The sequence below is a fragment of the Wenzhouxiangella sp. YN9 genome (assembly GCF_056324165.1).
This window is the reverse complement of the sequence record NZ_JBJNIP010000053.1, coordinates 37,343-52,977: the sequence shown is the minus strand read 5'-3', so window position 1 is coordinate 52,977 and position 15,635 is coordinate 37,343. Positions and strand designations below refer to the sequence as shown.

Genomic DNA, 15,635 nt, shown 5'->3' with positions numbered 1-15,635 from the left:
ACATGACAACTCTTAAAATCGCGACTCGCAAGTCCAAGCTGGCGCTCTGGCAGAGCGAACACGTGGCCCAGCAGCTGCGCGCACGTTATCCCGAGATGGACGTCAGCCTGGTGCCGCTGAGCACGCGCGGCGATGAGATACTGGACCGCTCGCTGGCCGAGATCGGCGGCAAGGGGCTGTTTCTCAAGGAGCTGGAGCGCGCCATTCTCGACGGCGAGGCCGATATCGCCGTGCACTCGCTCAAGGACGTGCCGGCGGTACCGCCGCGGGAATTCGAGCTGGCTGCCTTTCTGCCTCGTGAGGACTGGCGCGATTGGTGGATTACCCGCACCGCGGCCCGGCCCGAAGATCTGCCCGCCGGGTCGAAGGTCGGCACGGCCAGCCTGCGCCGACAAAGCCAGCTGCTGGCCCGCTGGCCGCACCTTGAAGTGGTGACGGTGCGTGGCAATGTGCAAACCCGCCTGGCCCGGCTCGACTCGGGTGACGTCGATGCCCTGATTCTCGCCGCGGCCGGGCTGCGGCGCCTCGAAATCGGCCGCGAGCACACGCTGCCCCTGGAGCCGCCGTCGTTTCTGCCTTCAGCCGGGCAGGGCGTGATCGTGGTGCAGTGCCGCGCGGGCGAAAGCGACACCCTGGAAAAGCTCAGTGCGCTCAACTGCGACGACACCTACGACAGAATGCGCGCCGAGCGCGCGGTTGTGGCCGAGCTCGGCGGCGACTGCCGCATGCCGCTGGCGGCCTTCGCTCGCCTGGAGCAGGACCGCATCCGGCTGGATGCACGTCTGGCCAGCCCGGATGGCAGTGAGGTGCTCGATGCCCGGGTCGAAGGTGCTCGTTCCGAAGGTGAAAGTCTCGGCCAGGAAGCCGCCCGATCGCTGCTGGCACAGGGCGGGGAGAGAATCCTGTCACAGATTTGAAAGTCGGTCCGTTATTATCTGACTTTGGCTGGACATTGCCCGATAACTGTGTCAGAGTGTCTCAAAAGGTGGTCACAGGGGCTGATTACGATTTGCTTTCCGGGCGTCACCCACGGTGCAGTTTGCTGAGGTGCGTCCCCCTACTGCCAACGCCAACACGCAAGCCCCCAGCACTTTGGTGAGCTGTGCCAGACGCCCGGAATCCTCTTAAAGAAAAGCCTGCCCGATCGGCAGGCTTTTCTTGTATTCGGCGGCTGAAAAGAGAGAGCCTCGATGTCTGAAAAAACCCTTGTTCTGATCACACGCACGCAGCCGGCGGTCCAGAAGCTCATCGAGCGCGTAACCGAAATGGGCCATGAACCGCTGGAGTGCGCGCCATTTCAACTGCAGCCTCCTGAAAACCCTGAAGAAGTCGCCGATCAGCTGGCGACGGCGCTACCGGCCGATCGCGTCATCCTGACCAGTCATGAAGCCGTTCGTCAGGCGGTGGCGCTGGCGGGCACGGCGCTACTCAACCGCGCTTTGATCATCGTGCCGGGCCAGGGCACCGCGTCGGTTGCGCATGAGCTCGGACTCGACAACGTCGTCTATCCGGAGCACTACGGCACCAGTGAGGCGATGTTGGCCATGCCCGAGCTGCAGGACGTCGACGGGCTCGATATCCTGATCCTGGCCGCCGCGGGCGGGCGCAGCCTGATGGGCGAAGTGCTCGAGCGGCGGGGCGCCCTGATGGAGCGTATCCATGTCTATCGCCGCGTGGCCTGTGAGCTGCCCGAGGGCGCAGCCCGGCGGATCACGGCGGCGCGTTCGCTGGTGACTCTGGGCGCGAGTCTCGAAGCGGTCAGGGGGCTGTTCGAGAATCTGCCTGAGGCCGCTGCCGAGCGTGTTCGCGAGGCGCCCCTGATCGTCCCGTCGCGGCGCGTGGCCGATTACGCCGAGCGCCAGGGTGCCCGAAAGTGCCTGGATGCAAGCGGTGCTTCCGACGACATCATGCTCGAGGTCATGTCCAGGCAACTTCGCTAGTCTCACACCGGATGGCGTTTTTGCGTTAATCTCGACGTTTATCCGCACGCGGCCTGCAGCGCCACCAGCGAGCCAATGAGCGACGACGACCACCGTTCCGAAAAAGAAGAAACCGGCGACAACCAAGCCGGGCGGAAACCCGCTGACGGCGGGTCTGCCGACCAGACACCACGGCGCCACGAGCCGACGGACACCACATCGTCGGACGTGCAGCCCGACCCCGACGCCGCCAAGCAGCGGGAGCAGCGCGCCGGGCCGCGTCGCGGCGGTGGCGCGCTGGCTGCGCTTGCGCTGATCGTAGCGCTGGGAGCGGCCGGGCTGGCAGGCTGGCAATGGTGGCTGGCCGAGAACGACCAGGCCGAAGCCGAGCCGGCGCTGGCCGCGGCTGTGGAAGAGCAGGGCGGGTCGCTGGAGTCACTGCAGGCGCGTACCGACGAGCTCTCGCAGCGACTGCAGGAAGCGCAGTCCCGTCTCGAGGAACTGAGTGAAGCGGTCGCCTCCAGCAGTGAGGAGCCCGAGGCGCTGCGCCGCCAGATCCAGGCCGCTGCCAGCGACCGCGAACAGATTCAGCAACGCCTGTCGACGCTGTCCGAGCAGGTCGATTCGGCACTCTCCGATTTCGAGGCCCGCCTGGAAGAGAGCGGCAACCTGCGCACCGATCGTATCGAGGAGCTGATGGATCAGGCGGGCCGCAAGGCCGCGCTGATGGAAGTGGCCGTGCTGCTGCGACAAGGACGTGCCCGCATCGAATTGGCTGATGATCGCGACGGCGCGCTGGCCGCCTGGCGCAGCGCCAGGGCGCGGCTTGGCAAGATCGACTCCGGCTCGTTCGAGCGGCTTCGCCAACGGCTTGCCCAGGAGCTGGAATCGCTCGAGTCGATGCAGGTAACCGACTGGCCGACGCTGATTGGCCGGCTGGCTGCCATCGAACAAGAGCTGGCCGGCTGGCCGCTGCGCAATGCCGGCGGCGACGGCGTGCAGGATCAGACCGCTGCCGGCGGCGAGCAGGGCGATGCGGGCTGGTGGTCGGGTCTGCGCGAAACCATGAGCGGCCTGGTGCGAGTTACGCCGCGGGAGTCAGCGCCGCTGACGCCGGCGGCTGCGGCAAGCGTTCGCACCCGACTTGCGCTGCATCTGGCAGCGGCCCAGATGGCCGCCGCCCGCCGCAGCGGCGAGGAGCTGCAGCTCCACCTGAAAACGGCTGAAGAGCTTGTGCGTGAACATTTCGACGTGACCAGTCGAGAGGTCGCCAGAGGGCTCGAGGCACTCTCCGAGGTGGCTTCGGCGCCGCAGGCGCCCGCGCTGCCTGAGCTGGGCGGCGCATTGGCGGAAGCCGAACGCCGAATCGCGGACTCGTGAAGCGCCTGCTCATCATCATTGCCGTGGCGTTTGCGCTGGTTGCCACGGCCCTGCTGGCGCCCTTTCTGGTCGAGGACCCGGGGCACGTGCAGCTCGATTTCGGGCGCTGGCGCGTGGAAACCTCCCTGCTGGTTCTGGTCGGGGCGGTACTCGCGTTCTGGATTCTGCTGTCGCTGCTGGTGGGCCTGTTGAGGCTGCCGGCCCGGACCATTCGCCGTGCCCGCGAAAGACGCTCCCGCCGCCAGCTGGAAACCGGCTTCCTGGCGCTGACCGAAGGCGACTGGCAGGGCGCCGAGCGCGCGCTGAAAAAATCCCTGAGTCATCGTGACTCGACCGCCGGTTATCTTGCCGCGGCGCGAGCCGCCCAGGGCCGCGGTGACCACACTGGACGCGATCGCTGGCTCGAGCATGCCGACGGGCGATTCGGGCGGCGGCACTTCGTCACCAATCTGGCCCGCGCGCGGCTGCTGGCTGCCGAAGGCCAGGCCGAGGAAGCCACGGCGGTTCTGGAAAAGCTGCATCTGAAAAAACCGCGTCACTCCGGGGTGTTGCGCCTGCTGCTCGAAAAATACCAGGAGCTGGGTCGCTGGCGTGATCTGCGGCTGCTGGCGCCGGCGTTGCGCCGGGCCGGCGTGGTCGATCGTGAACGCGCGCACGAGCTTGTTGTTCTGTCCGCCGAGCGCGAGCTGGGCGGCAGCCTGGACATTGATCATCTCGAATCGAGCTGGAAGGAGCTGCCGCGCAAGCTGCGTCAGCAGCGCACACTGGTCGCCGCCTACGCCCGTCGGGCCTCCGAGCTGGGACGGACGGCACGCGCATCGGGCCTGCTCGAGCGTCACCTGGCCGCCGAGCCGGACGACGAATTGCTGGCACTCTACGCCGTTGCAGATGAGGGCGAGCGCACGCACCGCATTCGACAATGCCAGAAGTGGCTGGCTTCGCATCCGGAGCACATTGGTCTCCAGGAAACCCTGGGTCTGCTCTACCTGGAAGATCGGCAGTATGAGCGTGCCGGCGAATGCCTGGAGACGGTGGTGAGAGAGCGTCCCAACAGCCGCGCCTATGCCGCCCTTGGCCGCGTGCTTGACCGCGCCGGCAAGCTCGAGGCTGCGGCCCAGTGCTATCGCAACGCACTGCGGCTTCGCAACGGCCGCGGCGCCGAGCCCCTGCCTGCGCCGTCAAAACCCGTCTGAGCGGGTCGAGACCCGCACCGCAAGCCGAACCGCAAGCGACGGCATAGATCAACGCATGTCGGCGCATCGCGCGCCGGGCAACGCATCAGCTCGGGTCAGGCGTCGGCAACGAGCCAGTGCATCGAGAACAGCTCATCCGGGTCAAGCCAGGCCTGTTCGGAGCGCAGTCCCGCTGCGGCCGCCAGCTGCCGGAAGGAAGCGAGCGAGTATTTGTGGCTGCTCTCGGTGTGAATGGACTCGCCGCTGGCAAATTCGAAGCTGTGCTGGCCAATCGCGATGCGGGTCGGCCGTTGCGCGGTCAGGTGCATCTCGATGCGTTTGTGCTCGTCGCTCCAGCGTGCCTGGTGGGCAAAGGCGCTCTTTTCCAGGCGGGCGCCGAGTTCGCGCTGCAGGCGTTCGAGCAGGTTGCGATTGAACTCCGCGGTCATGCCTTCGGCGTCGTCGTAGGCGGCCAGCAGGACCTCGATGGGCTTGATCAGGTCGACACCGATCAGGACAGCGCCCCGGGGCCCCGCCATGTCGCGCAGCCGCGCAAGAAAATCGACGGCCGGCTCGCGCTCGAAATTGCCGATGGTCGAGCCGGGGAAGTAGATGATGCGGCGCTTTGCCGCCGGCTCCAGAGCAAGCGTGGCCGGCGCGATCGTTTGGGTGTAGTCGGCCGCCAGCGGATGCATGGGGATATGTGGAAAGGCTCGTTCGAGCTCGCTTGTAGCCGCAGACAGGGCGGCAGCCGAGATGTCGATCGGCGTATAGGCGCGGGGGTGTTCCAGCGCCTCGAGCAGCAGCCGCGTCTTGACGCCGGCGCCGGAGCCAAGCTCGATCACATGGGCATCCGCTCCGATGCGCGCGGAGATATCGCTGATATGGGCTCGATGCAGGGCGAGATCGGCGCGGGTGACGTAGTATTCCCGCGTTTGGCAGATGCGTTCGAACAGCTCCGAACCCCTGGCATCGTAGAAGTACTTGCAGGGAATCGACGGCGGTCGCCGGGAAAGCCCCGCGATCACGTCTGCGCGGAAGCGTTCGGTTTCGACCCCGGCGGTCATCAGTTGCGCGCCAGCCTGATGCCGCTGAACTGCCAGCGATCGCCCGGATAGAAAAAATTGCGATAGCCGGCGCGGATGTGTCCCGCCGGTGTGGCGCAGCTGCCGCCGCGCAGCACCATCTGGTTGAGCATGAACTTGCCGTTGTATTCACCCACCGCGCCCGGCAGCGTTCTGAAGCCGGGGTAGGGAGCATAGCTCGAGGCGGTCCACTCCCAGACGTTGCCGAACAGGCCGGCCGGGGTGTCGGCGGACTGCTCGTCGGCCGTTGCGGCCGGGTGAAATCGGCCGTCCTCGGCGAACGGCCCGTCAGGCCCGCCGGCGGTGCTGGCGGCGAGTTCCCACTCGGCTTCGGTCGGCAGCCGGGCGCCAGCCCACTGGGCATAGGCGAAGGCTTCGTAGAAGCTCACGTGAGCCAGCGTTTCCTCCGGGTCAAGCTCGCGCAGCCCGCCCAGCGTATACAGCCACCAGCGGCCATCCTGATCCTGCTGCCAGTACAAGGGCGCGCGAATGCCGGTTTCCTGGAGCCAGGTCCAGCCATCGGAAAGCCAGAGGTCGGGGTCGTCGTAGCCGCCAGCCTGCATGAAGGCGAGGTACTCGCCGCAGGTCACCGGTCGCGAGGCCAGCTGAAAGGCTGCGATCACTTCGCGGTGGCGCGGCAGTTCGTTGTCAAAGCAGAAGCGGCCGTCGTCGTGGCTGCCGATTTCCGCGATCCTTTCTGCAAACGCCAGCCAGCGCAGCGGCGCAGCCGAGTGCGTACTGGTGGACGGACGCTCGACCCAGGCCGGATGCAGGGGGTTGTGGGCAAAAGCGTTTTTCAGGTCAGTGACGATCAATTCCTGATGTTGCTGCTCATGATTGAGCCCGAGCCGGACAAGGGCGGCGAGCTCGTTCCACCGGTTTTGCGGGCTGTGCTGGATCAGCTGACAGACGGCCTGGTCTACCGCGCGCCGATACGCGCCCACTTGTGCGACGTCGGGGCGCGTGATCAGGCCGCGCTTCGGTCGCGGGTACTGCTGGCCGATGCCGTTGTAGTAGGAATTGAACAGGTAGTTGAACTGCGGATGAAATTCCCGCCAGTGGTCGTCGAAAGGCTTGAGCAAGAAGGTTTCGAAAAACCAGCTGGTGTGTGCCCGGTGCCACTTGACCGGGCTGGTCGTGGGCATTGGCTGCAGAGTCTGGTCTTCCGCCGAGAGATTTTCGGCCAGCGATTCGGTAGCTGCGCGCACGCGCACAAAGTCCTGCACGAGCGTCGAGCGGCTGACAGACTCGAGCGCAACCCGGTTGCAGACCGGGGGGCGGTCGCTCTCGGTTCCATCGCCCCTGTGTTTGCGGTCGGCGTCGGCAGCCATCAGTCGATATCGTATTTCTTGATCTTGTAGCGCAGGGAGCGAAAGGAGATGCCGAGCTGACGGGCGGCTTCGGTCTTGTTGTATCGGGCGTCCACCAGGGCTTTTTCCAGAATTCGCCTTTCGATGTCTTCCATGTAGTCGTCGAGGCTGCGATCTTCGGGCGGGCTGACGTCAGCACCGCTGTCGTCGAGCATCGGCTGCTCGATGTTGAGATCCTCGACCGTGATTTCGTCATCTTCGCACATCGTGACCGCACGCTGGAGGATGTTGACCAGCTCGCGCACGTTGCCCGCAAACCTGTGGCTCTGGAGGCTGTCCATGGCGGCGGTGCCGAGCTTGCGCGGCGGCTCGCCCCACTGTTCGCCGATCACCCCCAGGAAATGCTCGGCCAGAAGCCGGATATCGCCGCGGCGATCGCGCAGGCTGGGCATGGGCAGGTCGATGACGTTGAGGCGATAGTAGAGGTCGTTGCGGAATTCACCCGACTCCACCAGCGGTCTGAGCGCCTTGTGCGTCGCCGAAAGGATGCGCACGTCGATCTTGAGTTCCTCGCGCCCGCCGATCGGGCGCACGCTTTTCTCCTGGATGGCGCGCAGCAGCTTGACCTGCATGCTGAGCGGCAGGTCAGCCACCTCGTCGAGGAAAAGCGTGCCGCCGTTGGCCGCCTGGAACAGCCCTTCCTTGTCTGCGTCGGCGCCGGTGAAGCTGCCCTTGATGTGGCCGAAGAATTCGCTTTCCATCAGCTCGGAGGGGATGGCTCCGCAGTTGACCGCTACAAACGGGCTTTCGGCGCGCGGGCCGAGGTCGTGAATCAGCTGGGCGGCAAGTTCCTTGCCGGTGCCCGACTCGCCGCTGATGAGAACCGGAGCCTGGCTGCGCGCCAGCTTGGTGATCGTCTGGCGAACCCGATCCATCGCCTGGGAGGTACCGATCAGGCGCTGATGCAACAGGCTTTCGCCCTTGGGCGTGCCCGCAGCCGAGTCGTCCGGCTCGGGCTCCTGCCTGCGTGGCGGTGGTTCCGGGGCGCCGGCGATTTCGGCGTCGTCCTCGCGCATCTTGATGGCGGTTCGCACCATGTTGCGCAGTACTTCCAGGTCAACCGGCTTGGATACGAAGTCGAAGGCCCCGTACTTGAGCGCGGTCACCGCGTCGTCGACCTTGCCGTAGGCGGTGATCATGGCCACCGGCATGTCGGGGTGGTCGCGCGAGATTTCCTTGATCAGGCTCAGCCCGTTGCCGTCGGGCAGGCGCATGTCGGTCAGGCAGAAGGCGTACTCGGTGCCGTTGGCCAGCAGGCGCCGGGCCGTCGACAGGTCTTCGGCGGTGTCGACGTCAAGCCCCATGCGGCTGAGGGTGATATCGAGCAGCTCCCTCAGATCGGGTTCGTCATCCACCACCAATGCGCGCATTTCGCTCATCAGCATCCTCTATTCGGAGATTACGGTCAGTTTCTGCCCACTACGCGCCGGGCGCGGGACTTGCGTTTGGCCTTTTCGTCTTCCTTCTTGCGCATTTCGTCTGTTTCCGGGCGCCGCAGCAGAATGCGGAAACAGGCGCCGCTGTTGGGTACCTGGACGTACTCCAGCGGTGCCTGGTTGGCGTCGCACAGCTGCCGGGCCAGGTAGAGCCCGAGGCCGGATCCCTGTTTATGGGTGGTAAAGAAGGGCTCGAAGACCTGCGAACGCTTTTCCAGCGGTATGCCCGGACCATTGTCGATGATATCGAGCGCAATTTCACGGTGGCCGCGGATCGGGCTGACCCGCAGGGTGATGACCGGCTCCCGGTCCTCCGTGCCGGCGTGCCTGAGCGCGTTTTCCATCAGGTTCCAGACAGCCTGGCTGAGCTGGCTGGTGTCGATCAATACCATGATCGAGGCCGAGGGCAGCTCGACCTTCACTCGGCTGGAATCGAGCTTGTGGTACTGACGGAAATCTCCGGCCAGTTTTCGCAGCCAGCTGATCAGATTGACCGAGTCGATGCGTGCCCGCTCCCGGCGTGAAAGCTTGAGCACGTTTTCGACGATGTCGTTCATGCGGGTGGCGTGGTTGAGAACCATGTCCACCAGCTTGCGGTCGGCCTTGTCGAGCTGCTCGGATTCGCCCAGCAGCTGCCCGGCGTGGCTGAGCGCGCCCAGCGGGTTGCGGATTTCGTGGGCAATACTGGCCGACAGCCGCGCCAGCGAGGCCTGCGCCAGGTCGCGCGCGCGCCGCGTGACCACTGAGGTGTCTTCCAGAAAGATCAGGGTGGCCGCGGAATCGTTGATGCCGGGCATGGTCAGCATGGTCGGTACCACAGCCGACTGGGTGGACTGCAGCAGCAGGCCTTCATCCTCGGTTTTTCCGGTCTTGCGCCAGCGCTCGAGCCGGTCGGCCAGCGGCGGCGCGATGGTCTGCAGGTTGCGCTCGCTCACCGGCGGGTTGCCCAGCAGATACCAGGCGGCTTCGTTCATCTGCCGGATCCGGTCCTGCGCGTCGACCACCAGTACGCCTGAGCGCAGCTTGTGAATGATCAGCTCGTTGATATGCCCCAGATTGGCCAGGTCCAGCCCGCGCCGCTCGGCCAGCAGCTTGTATTCACGCCCCCAGCGCCCGAGCAGGGAGGCGCCAACGGCAATGCCGAAAGCGCCGACGCCGTACAGCCCCGGCTGAAACAGTACGCGGGGTTCCAGCGCGCCATGCCGGCTCAGCCAGGCGTCGGCCAGCAGGCCCAGCGCCACCAGGGAGGCAAACAGCAGCGTGGTTCTGAGGTCCAGGATCAGCCCGGCAATGCCGATATTGAACAGCAGCAGGATGACCAGCGCGCTTTCGATGCCGCCGAAGGCGTGCAGGATCAGGCTGACCAGGATCAGGTCGCTGGCCAGGGAAAACGACGCCAGTTCCGAGACATCGATGGATTTGCGCAGGTGCAGGACAAAGAAGCTGACGGCGCTGGCGGCATAGGTAATGGCTGCCGCCTGGGCCAGGAAGATGCGATAGCCCTCGATCTCGGCCGAGAGCACGCTGAAGACGGCCAGCAGGGCCGCGACCGAGGCCAGCAGCCGGAATGAATTGAGATAATGGAGTGCGCGACCGACGACTTCTTCGTCTGCGACCAGCGTTCCGAAAGTTTTCACCTGAAACGCCCTCTGCTCGAAGTGGTTGGGGTCTTGAGTGCCGCCGTCGTGGACATGTATCTGGTGTGCGCCTGCCGCGGGAACCTCTGTCGGGGAGTATACTATCGCATTCCGGCGGCGGCCTGCCTCCGGTATCGACACGGGGAAAACGCCCCGGAAGCCGGATTGATAATCGGCCCGCCATGTTTCACACTATGCGGCTTTGGTCAAAGTCGGCCTTCTTACACATTCATTACACCAGACAGGTTTTCCAAGCATGAATTTTCACGAGTATCAGGCCAAGGAGCTGTTCGAGCAGTACGGAATCCCCGTGCCGGGCGGCCATCCGGCAACAACTGCCGATGAGGCCGTCGCGGCGGCGGAAAAGCTCGGCGGCAGCGAGTGGGTCGTCAAGGCCCAGGTCCACGCCGGCGGGCGTGGCAAGGCCGGCGGGGTCAAGCTGGTCTCGAGTCTCGAGGAGGTGCGCGAGGCGGCCGACAAGATGCTCGGCATGAGCATCGAGACCTACCAGACGGGTGGTCGCGCGTTGCCGGTCAACTCGGTGCTGGTTGCCGAAGCCACGGATATCAAACAGGAACTCTACCTGGGTGCCCTGGTGGACCGCAGCAGGAAATCGGTGGTGTTCATGGGCTCGGCCGCTGGCGGGGTCGATATCGAACAGGTTGCCGCCGACACGCCCGAAAAGATCATCACCGCGCCGGTGGACACCGCTGCGGGCTTCATGCCCTATCAGGCACGCCATATCGGCTATCGCATGGGGCTCAACGCCAAGCAGATCAAGCAGCTGGTCAAGATCATGGGCAGCCTCTATCGACTGTTCATGGAAAAGGACATCGATCTCATCGAGATCAACCCGCTGATCATCGACGGCAACGGCGATCTGGGCGCGCTCGACGCCAAGCTGACCGCCGACGACAACGCGCTGTTTCGCCACCCCGATATCGCCGAGATGCGCGATGAGTCGCAGGAAGATCCGACCGAGCTGGCCGCCAGCAAGCACGATCTGAACTACGTCACCCTCGACGGCAACATCGCTTGCATGGTCAACGGGGCCGGTCTGGCCATGGCGACCATGGACGTGATCAAACTGGCGGGCGGTGAGCCGGCCAACTTTCTCGACGTCGGTGGCGGCACCAACGCCGAGCGCGTCAAGGAGGCGTTCAAGCTGATTCTCTCCGACGACGAGGTCAAGGCCATTCTGGTCAATATCTTCGGTGGCATCGTGCGCTGCGACGCCATTGCCGAAGGCATCATCAATGCGGTCAAGGATGTCGAGATGAAGGTTCCGCTGGTCGTCCGGCTGGAAGGAACCAACGTGGACAAGGGCAAGGAAATGCTTGCCAACAGCGGCTTCGACATCATCGCTGCCGACGATCTCAATGACGGTGCGCGCAAGGCCGTGGAAGCGGCAGGCGCCTGAAGGAATTTGTAAATGAGTGTACTGATTGACAAGAAAACCAAAGTGATATGCCAGGGCTTTACCGGAAGTCAGGGCACGTTCCACTCCGAACAGGCCATTGAGTACGGCACCCGCATGGTTGGCGGCGTGACCCCGGGCAAGGGCGGTCAGGAGCATCTGGGCCTGCCGGTGTTCAATACCGTTGACGAAGCGGTGGAAGAAACCGGCGCGGAGGCATCGATGATTTTCGTGCCGCCGCCGTTTGCCGCCGATGCCATCCTCGAGGCGGCCGACGCCGGGGTGCGCGTGATCGTGTGCATTACCGAAGGTATCCCGGTGCTTGACATGATGCGTGTCAAGGCCGCGCTCGGCAACTACGATGACGTCACTCTGATCGGCCCGAACTGCCCGGGAATCATTACCCCCGACGAGTGCAAGATCGGCATCATGCCGGGTCCCATCCACAAGAAAGGCAAGATCGGCGTGGTCTCGCGCTCGGGTACGCTGACCTACGAGGCGGTCTATCAGACCACCAAGGTTGGCCTGGGACAGTCGACCTGCATTGGTATCGGTGGTGACCCGATCCAGGGCATGAGCTTTGTCGACTGCCTGTCGCTGTTCGAGCAGGATCCCGAAACCGAAGGCATCATCATGGTCGGCGAGATCGGTGGGTCGGCTGAAGAGGAAGCCGCGGAATACATTGCCGAGCACGTCAGCAAGCCGGTGGCCGCCTACATTGCCGGCGTGACCGCGCCGCCGGGCAAGCGCATGGGCCATGCCGGCGCCATCATCGCCGGTGGTCAGGGTACGGCTGAAGCCAAGTACGAGGCCCTGGAGCAGGCCGGCGTGACCACGGTGCGCTCGCCGACCGAGCTGGGCGACGCGATTGCCGGTCGTCTGAAGTAGCATCCCCGGCCCGGGTCAGCGGGCAAGGGGCCAAGACACGGGACCACCGAATCAACCGAAGACACCGAAACAGCACGACGTTCGGTGTCTTCGGTGAATTCGGTGGTTCCTGCATTTCAGGAGCTGGGTCGAGATGCTTCGAATCGCTTTGGCGCAGGACGATTTCCAGGTCGGCCATATCGCCGGCAACCGGGCACGCATGCTCGAATACCTTGTGCATGCACGCGATGAGCTCGGTGCGCAACTGCTCGTCTTTCCCGAACTGGCGCTGACGGGCTATCCACCCGAGGATCTGCTGCTGCGCCCGGCGTTCATGGACTCAGCCGCTGCTGCCCTGCGCGAGCTGGCAGCGCAAGTGCACGGCATCGACGTGGTCGTTGGTCACCCCCGTGTCGACGGCGACCAGCGCTTCAACTCCGTCTCCTGGCTGCGTGATGGCGAGATCATCGCCACCTACGACAAGTGGGAGCTGCCGAATCAGGGCGTGTTCGACGAGCGTCGCTGGTTCCGAGCGGGCCATGCGCCGCTGGTCGTCGATGTGGCCGGAGTCCCGGTGGGCGTGGTCATCTGCGAGGATCTCTGGAGCAGCGCCGCGGTTGAAGCTTCCAAACAGGCCGGAGCCCGGCTCGTCGTTTCGGTCAATGCCTCTCCTTTCCACGAGGGCAGGCAGCGCGAGCGCGCCGAGCTGCTTGCAGTGCGCCAGCGCGAGACCGGTCTGCCGCTGGTTTATCTCAACTGCATCGGCGGGCAGGACGAGCTGGTGTTTGACGGTCACTCGCTGGCAATTGACGGCCACGGCAAGCTATCCGATCCGGCCCCGTTGTGCGAAGAGGCTTTGCTGTGCCTGGACTTCGATCCCGACAGTCAGCGCTTTGACTATCGCCACTGGCCCGTCGGTGTCACCGAGAGACTGCCGCTTTTGTGGGAGGTGCTCAAGCGCGGGCTGAGGGACTATGCCCACAAGAACGGCTTTCAGTCGGTGGTGCTCGGTCTGTCGGGAGGAATCGATTCGGCGCTGGCCATGGCGCTGGCCGTTGACGCCCTGGGAGCCGAACACGTGCTGCCGGTCATGATGCCTTCGCGCCACACCGCCGAACTGTCGCTGATCCTGGCCAGTGAGCAGGTCTCGATGATGGGAACGCGTTTCGAGAATATTTCCATCGAGCCGATCTATCAGGCCCAGCTGAAGCAATTGACCGAAGTTTTCGCCGGCACGCGCGAGAACTTCACCGAAGAGAATCTGCAGGCCCGTGCGCGTGGCAACGTGGTCATGGCGCTGTCCAACAAGTTTGGCTACCTGCCGCTGGCAACCGGCAACAAGAGCGAGCTGGCGGTCGGGTATTCAACCATCTACGGCGACATGTCCGGCGGTTACAGCCCGCTGAAGGACGTTCTCAAGACCCTGGTCTATGATTTGGCGCGCTGGCGCAACGGTCTTTCGCCGGCGATTCCCGAAGGCGTGATCGAGCGCCCACCTTCAGCTGAGCTGGCGCCCGGCCAGCTTGACCAGGACAAGCTGCCGCCCTACGCGGTACTTGACGACATCATTGTCCGCTACGTGGAGCTCGACCAGTCCGTTGCCGAGATCGCTGCGGCCAACCCTGATGTCGGTGAAGCCGCAGTCAGGCGGATTGCCCGCATGGTGCTCGGAGCGGAGTTCAAGCGCCGGCAGGGCGCGCCGGGGCCGCGCATCACCTGCAAGGCGTTCGGGCGTGATCGGCGCTACCCGATAACCTCGGGATGGCGCGACAGCGGCTGAACGCGCACCTGCCACATGCGCGCCCGCTCAGAGCTTGACTGCGACTGCCGCGAGCGCGGTCGTGGCCTTGCCTCGGGCGTCGGCGATGCTCTCGCCGAGGGCCAGGGTCACGCCCATGCGCCGGCGGCCGCTCACTTCCGGCTTGCCGAACAAGCGCAGGGCGGTGTCGGGTTCGCTCAGCGCCGGGTTTAGGTTTTCGAAGACCACCTGCCTTGATTCGCCCTCGACCAGCAGGGCGGCCGAAGCGGCGGGGCCGCGCTGTACCACTCGTGGAATCGGCAGCCCGAGGATGGCGCGGGCGTGCAGCGCAAACTCGGAAAGGTCCTGCGAAATCAGGGTGACCAGACCGGTATCGTGCGGTCGCGGCGAGACTTCGCTGAACCAGACCTGGTCTCCCTTGATGAAGAATTCGACGCCGAACACGCCGTAGCCACCCAGTGCCTCGGTGACGACCCCGGCCATGTATTCGGCCCTTGACCGCGCCGTTGTGCTCATGGGCTGCGGCTGCCAGGATTCGCGGTAATCGCCGTCTTCCTGGGTGTGCCCGATGGGCTCGCAGAACAGCGTGCCTCCCGCGTGACGAACCGTCAGCAGGGTGATTTCGTAATCGAAATCGACGAGTCCCTCGACGATGACCTTGCCCGCACCGCTGCGCCGCCCCGTCCGGGCGTACTGCCAGGCGCGCTCGATATCGGCCTCGTCGCTGATCAGGCTTTGCCCCTTGCCCGAGGAGGACATGACGGGCTTGACCAGACAGGGCAGGCCGATCTCGGCCACGGCCTGCTCGAAGCCCGCGCGTGTTTCGGCAAATCGGTAGCTGGAAACCGGCAGTTCCAGCTGCTCGGCAGCGAGGCGGCGAATGCCCTCGCGGTCCATGGTCAGATGCGCACCGCGTGCGGTGGGGATGACGTTGTATCCCTGCTCTTCGAGCAGCAGCAGGGCATCGGTTGCGATGGCCTCGATCTCGGGCACGATATGGTGCGGCTGGTCCTGTTCGACGATGTCGAGCACGGCCTGGCGGTCAAGCATGTCGATGACATGGTGCTTGTGGGCGACGGCCATGGCGGGGGCGTTCTGATAGCGGTCCACCGCAATCACTTCGCAGCCGAGGCGCTGCAGCTCGATGGCGACTTCCTTGCCCAGCTCGCCGCTGCCAAGCAGCATCACGCGCGTGGCACCGGGCGAATGTGGCGTGCCGATGCGGGTCATTGCTTTCCCGGAAAGGTATAGCCCCGGCCAAGATCCTGCAGGGCGCGCCGGAAAGCTCCCGGCGGGTCGGCGATTTCAAGGCCAACGCCGTAGAGATCGGGGTTGGCCTCCTGGCGACACCAGCGGGTTTCAGCGTCGAACTCGACCGCGCGGTTGCCGCTTTCCACCGGTTCGGGCAGCTGCAGTCGCAGCGCAAATTGGCGACCGCGCTCCACTGGCTGGCTGGTGATCATCATCAGCCCCTTGTCGGACAGGTCGACCGCGTGCCCCAGCAGCTTGCCGGTATGTCGGTCAAAGATCTCCAGATAGAAGATCGAGTCGTGGCGATCGTATTTGCGTTGTTCGGACATGTCGGACTCCGGA

13 protein-coding genes are annotated in these 15,635 nt (G+C 64.9%); 7 read left to right on the top strand and 6 right to left on the bottom strand.

What is annotated here, in order from left to right; all coding sequences use genetic code 11:
- Nucleotides 1-2: 2 nt before the first annotated feature.
- From hemC to ACEWQ0_RS01640, 4 genes are all read left to right on the top strand, one after another.
- Nucleotides 3-917 carry a hydroxymethylbilane synthase gene (gene hemC / locus ACEWQ0_RS01655; protein WP_476481595.1) on the top strand — a complete coding sequence of 305 codons (915 nt, stop codon included), beginning with the start codon at nucleotides 3-5 and terminating at the stop codon, nucleotides 915-917.
- A gap of 273 nt (nucleotides 918-1,190) precedes the next feature.
- Nucleotides 1,191-1,940 carry a uroporphyrinogen-III synthase gene (locus ACEWQ0_RS01650; protein WP_476481594.1) on the top strand — a complete coding sequence of 250 codons (750 nt, stop codon included), beginning with the start codon at nucleotides 1,191-1,193 and terminating at the stop codon, nucleotides 1,938-1,940.
- A gap of 75 nt (nucleotides 1,941-2,015) precedes the next feature.
- Nucleotides 2,016-3,299 carry a uroporphyrinogen-III C-methyltransferase gene (locus tag ACEWQ0_RS01645; protein ID WP_476484302.1) on the top strand — a complete coding sequence of 428 codons (1,284 nt, stop codon included), beginning with the start codon at nucleotides 2,016-2,018 and terminating at the stop codon, nucleotides 3,297-3,299.
- Nucleotides 3,296-4,492 carry a heme biosynthesis HemY N-terminal domain-containing protein gene (locus ACEWQ0_RS01640; RefSeq protein ID WP_476484301.1) on the top strand — a complete coding sequence of 399 codons (1,197 nt, stop codon included), beginning with the start codon at nucleotides 3,296-3,298 and terminating at the stop codon, nucleotides 4,490-4,492. Before ACEWQ0_RS01645 ends, ACEWQ0_RS01640 begins: the two co-directional genes overlap by 4 nt.
- Nucleotides 4,493-4,587: 95 nt before the next feature.
- Here the strand turns inward: ACEWQ0_RS01640 and egtD are convergent, their stop codons facing one another.
- From egtD to ACEWQ0_RS01620, 4 genes are read right to left on the bottom strand one after another with little or no spacing between them, the layout of a single operon-like run.
- Complete coding sequence (egtD, locus tag ACEWQ0_RS01635; RefSeq protein WP_476481591.1) at nucleotides 4,588-5,538, bottom strand: L-histidine N(alpha)-methyltransferase; 951 nt, start codon at nucleotides 5,536-5,538, stop codon at nucleotides 4,588-4,590.
- The gene (gene egtB, locus ACEWQ0_RS01630) at nucleotides 5,538-6,887 is read right to left on the bottom strand and encodes an ergothioneine biosynthesis protein EgtB (RefSeq protein ID WP_476484300.1); all 1,350 of its coding nucleotides are present in this window, start codon (nucleotides 6,885-6,887) and stop codon (nucleotides 5,538-5,540) included. Before egtB ends, egtD begins: the two co-directional genes overlap by 1 nt.
- Nucleotides 6,887-8,305, bottom strand: a complete 1,419-nt coding sequence (locus ACEWQ0_RS01625) for a sigma-54-dependent transcriptional regulator (RefSeq protein WP_476481589.1) — start codon at nucleotides 8,303-8,305, stop codon at nucleotides 6,887-6,889. Before ACEWQ0_RS01625 ends, egtB begins: the two co-directional genes overlap by 1 nt.
- Nucleotides 8,306-8,331: 26 nt before the next feature.
- Nucleotides 8,332-9,999: a two-component system sensor histidine kinase NtrB gene (locus tag ACEWQ0_RS01620; RefSeq protein ID WP_476484299.1), complete on the bottom strand. Its 1,668-nt coding sequence runs from the start codon at nucleotides 9,997-9,999 to the stop codon at nucleotides 8,332-8,334.
- 256 nt (nucleotides 10,000-10,255) lie between these two features.
- Here ACEWQ0_RS01620 and sucC point away from each other — a divergent pair, with 256 nt between their 5' ends.
- From sucC to ACEWQ0_RS01605, 3 genes are all read left to right on the top strand, one after another.
- The gene (sucC, locus tag ACEWQ0_RS01615; protein WP_476481587.1) at nucleotides 10,256-11,419 is read left to right on the top strand and encodes an ADP-forming succinate--CoA ligase subunit beta; all 1,164 of its coding nucleotides are present in this window, start codon (nucleotides 10,256-10,258) and stop codon (nucleotides 11,417-11,419) included.
- Nucleotides 11,420-11,431: 12 nt separating this feature from the next.
- Nucleotides 11,432-12,304, top strand: a complete 873-nt coding sequence (sucD, locus tag ACEWQ0_RS01610) for a succinate--CoA ligase subunit alpha (RefSeq protein ID WP_476481586.1) — start codon at nucleotides 11,432-11,434, stop codon at nucleotides 12,302-12,304.
- Between the two features lie 133 nt (nucleotides 12,305-12,437).
- Complete coding sequence (locus ACEWQ0_RS01605; protein WP_476484298.1) at nucleotides 12,438-14,063, top strand: NAD+ synthase; 1,626 nt, start codon at nucleotides 12,438-12,440, stop codon at nucleotides 14,061-14,063.
- A 27-nt stretch (nucleotides 14,064-14,090) separates the two neighbouring features.
- Here ACEWQ0_RS01605 and purT read toward each other — a convergent pair whose 3' ends face one another.
- Complete coding sequence (gene purT / locus ACEWQ0_RS01600; protein ID WP_476484297.1) at nucleotides 14,091-15,272, bottom strand: formate-dependent phosphoribosylglycinamide formyltransferase; 1,182 nt, start codon at nucleotides 15,270-15,272, stop codon at nucleotides 14,091-14,093.
- Nucleotides 15,269-15,622 carry a PilZ domain-containing protein gene (locus ACEWQ0_RS01595; protein WP_476484296.1) on the bottom strand — a complete coding sequence of 118 codons (354 nt, stop codon included), beginning with the start codon at nucleotides 15,620-15,622 and terminating at the stop codon, nucleotides 15,269-15,271. Before ACEWQ0_RS01595 ends, purT begins: the two co-directional genes overlap by 4 nt.
- Between the last annotated feature and the right edge of the window lie 13 nt (nucleotides 15,623-15,635).

Excerpts from the sequence above, each read along its gene's own strand:
- ACEWQ0_RS01645 (WP_476484302.1), top strand. The coding sequence starts at position 2,016 with ATGAGCGACGACGACCACCGTTCCGAAAAAGAAGAAACCGGCGACAAC.
- ACEWQ0_RS01650 (WP_476481594.1), top strand. The coding sequence starts at position 1,191 with ATGTCTGAAAAAACCCTTGTTCTGATCACACGCACGCAGCCGGCGGTC.
- purT (WP_476484297.1), bottom strand. The coding sequence starts at position 15,272 with ATGACCCGCATCGGCACGCCACATTCGCCCGGTGCCACGCGCGTGATG.
- ACEWQ0_RS01625 (WP_476481589.1), bottom strand. The coding sequence starts at position 8,305 with ATGAGCGAAATGCGCGCATTGGTGGTGGATGACGAACCCGATCTGAGG.
- sucD (WP_476481586.1), top strand. The coding sequence starts at position 11,432 with ATGAGTGTACTGATTGACAAGAAAACCAAAGTGATATGCCAGGGCTTT.
- sucC (WP_476481587.1), top strand. The coding sequence starts at position 10,256 with ATGAATTTTCACGAGTATCAGGCCAAGGAGCTGTTCGAGCAGTACGGA.
- hemC (WP_476481595.1), top strand. The coding sequence starts at position 3 with ATGACAACTCTTAAAATCGCGACTCGCAAGTCCAAGCTGGCGCTCTGG.
- egtB (WP_476484300.1), bottom strand. The coding sequence starts at position 6,887 with ATGGCTGCCGACGCCGACCGCAAACACAGGGGCGATGGAACCGAGAGC.
- ACEWQ0_RS01605 (WP_476484298.1), top strand. The coding sequence starts at position 12,438 with ATGCTTCGAATCGCTTTGGCGCAGGACGATTTCCAGGTCGGCCATATC.
- ACEWQ0_RS01595 (WP_476484296.1), bottom strand. The coding sequence starts at position 15,622 with ATGTCCGAACAACGCAAATACGATCGCCACGACTCGATCTTCTATCTG.
- egtD (WP_476481591.1), bottom strand. The coding sequence starts at position 5,538 with ATGACCGCCGGGGTCGAAACCGAACGCTTCCGCGCAGACGTGATCGCG.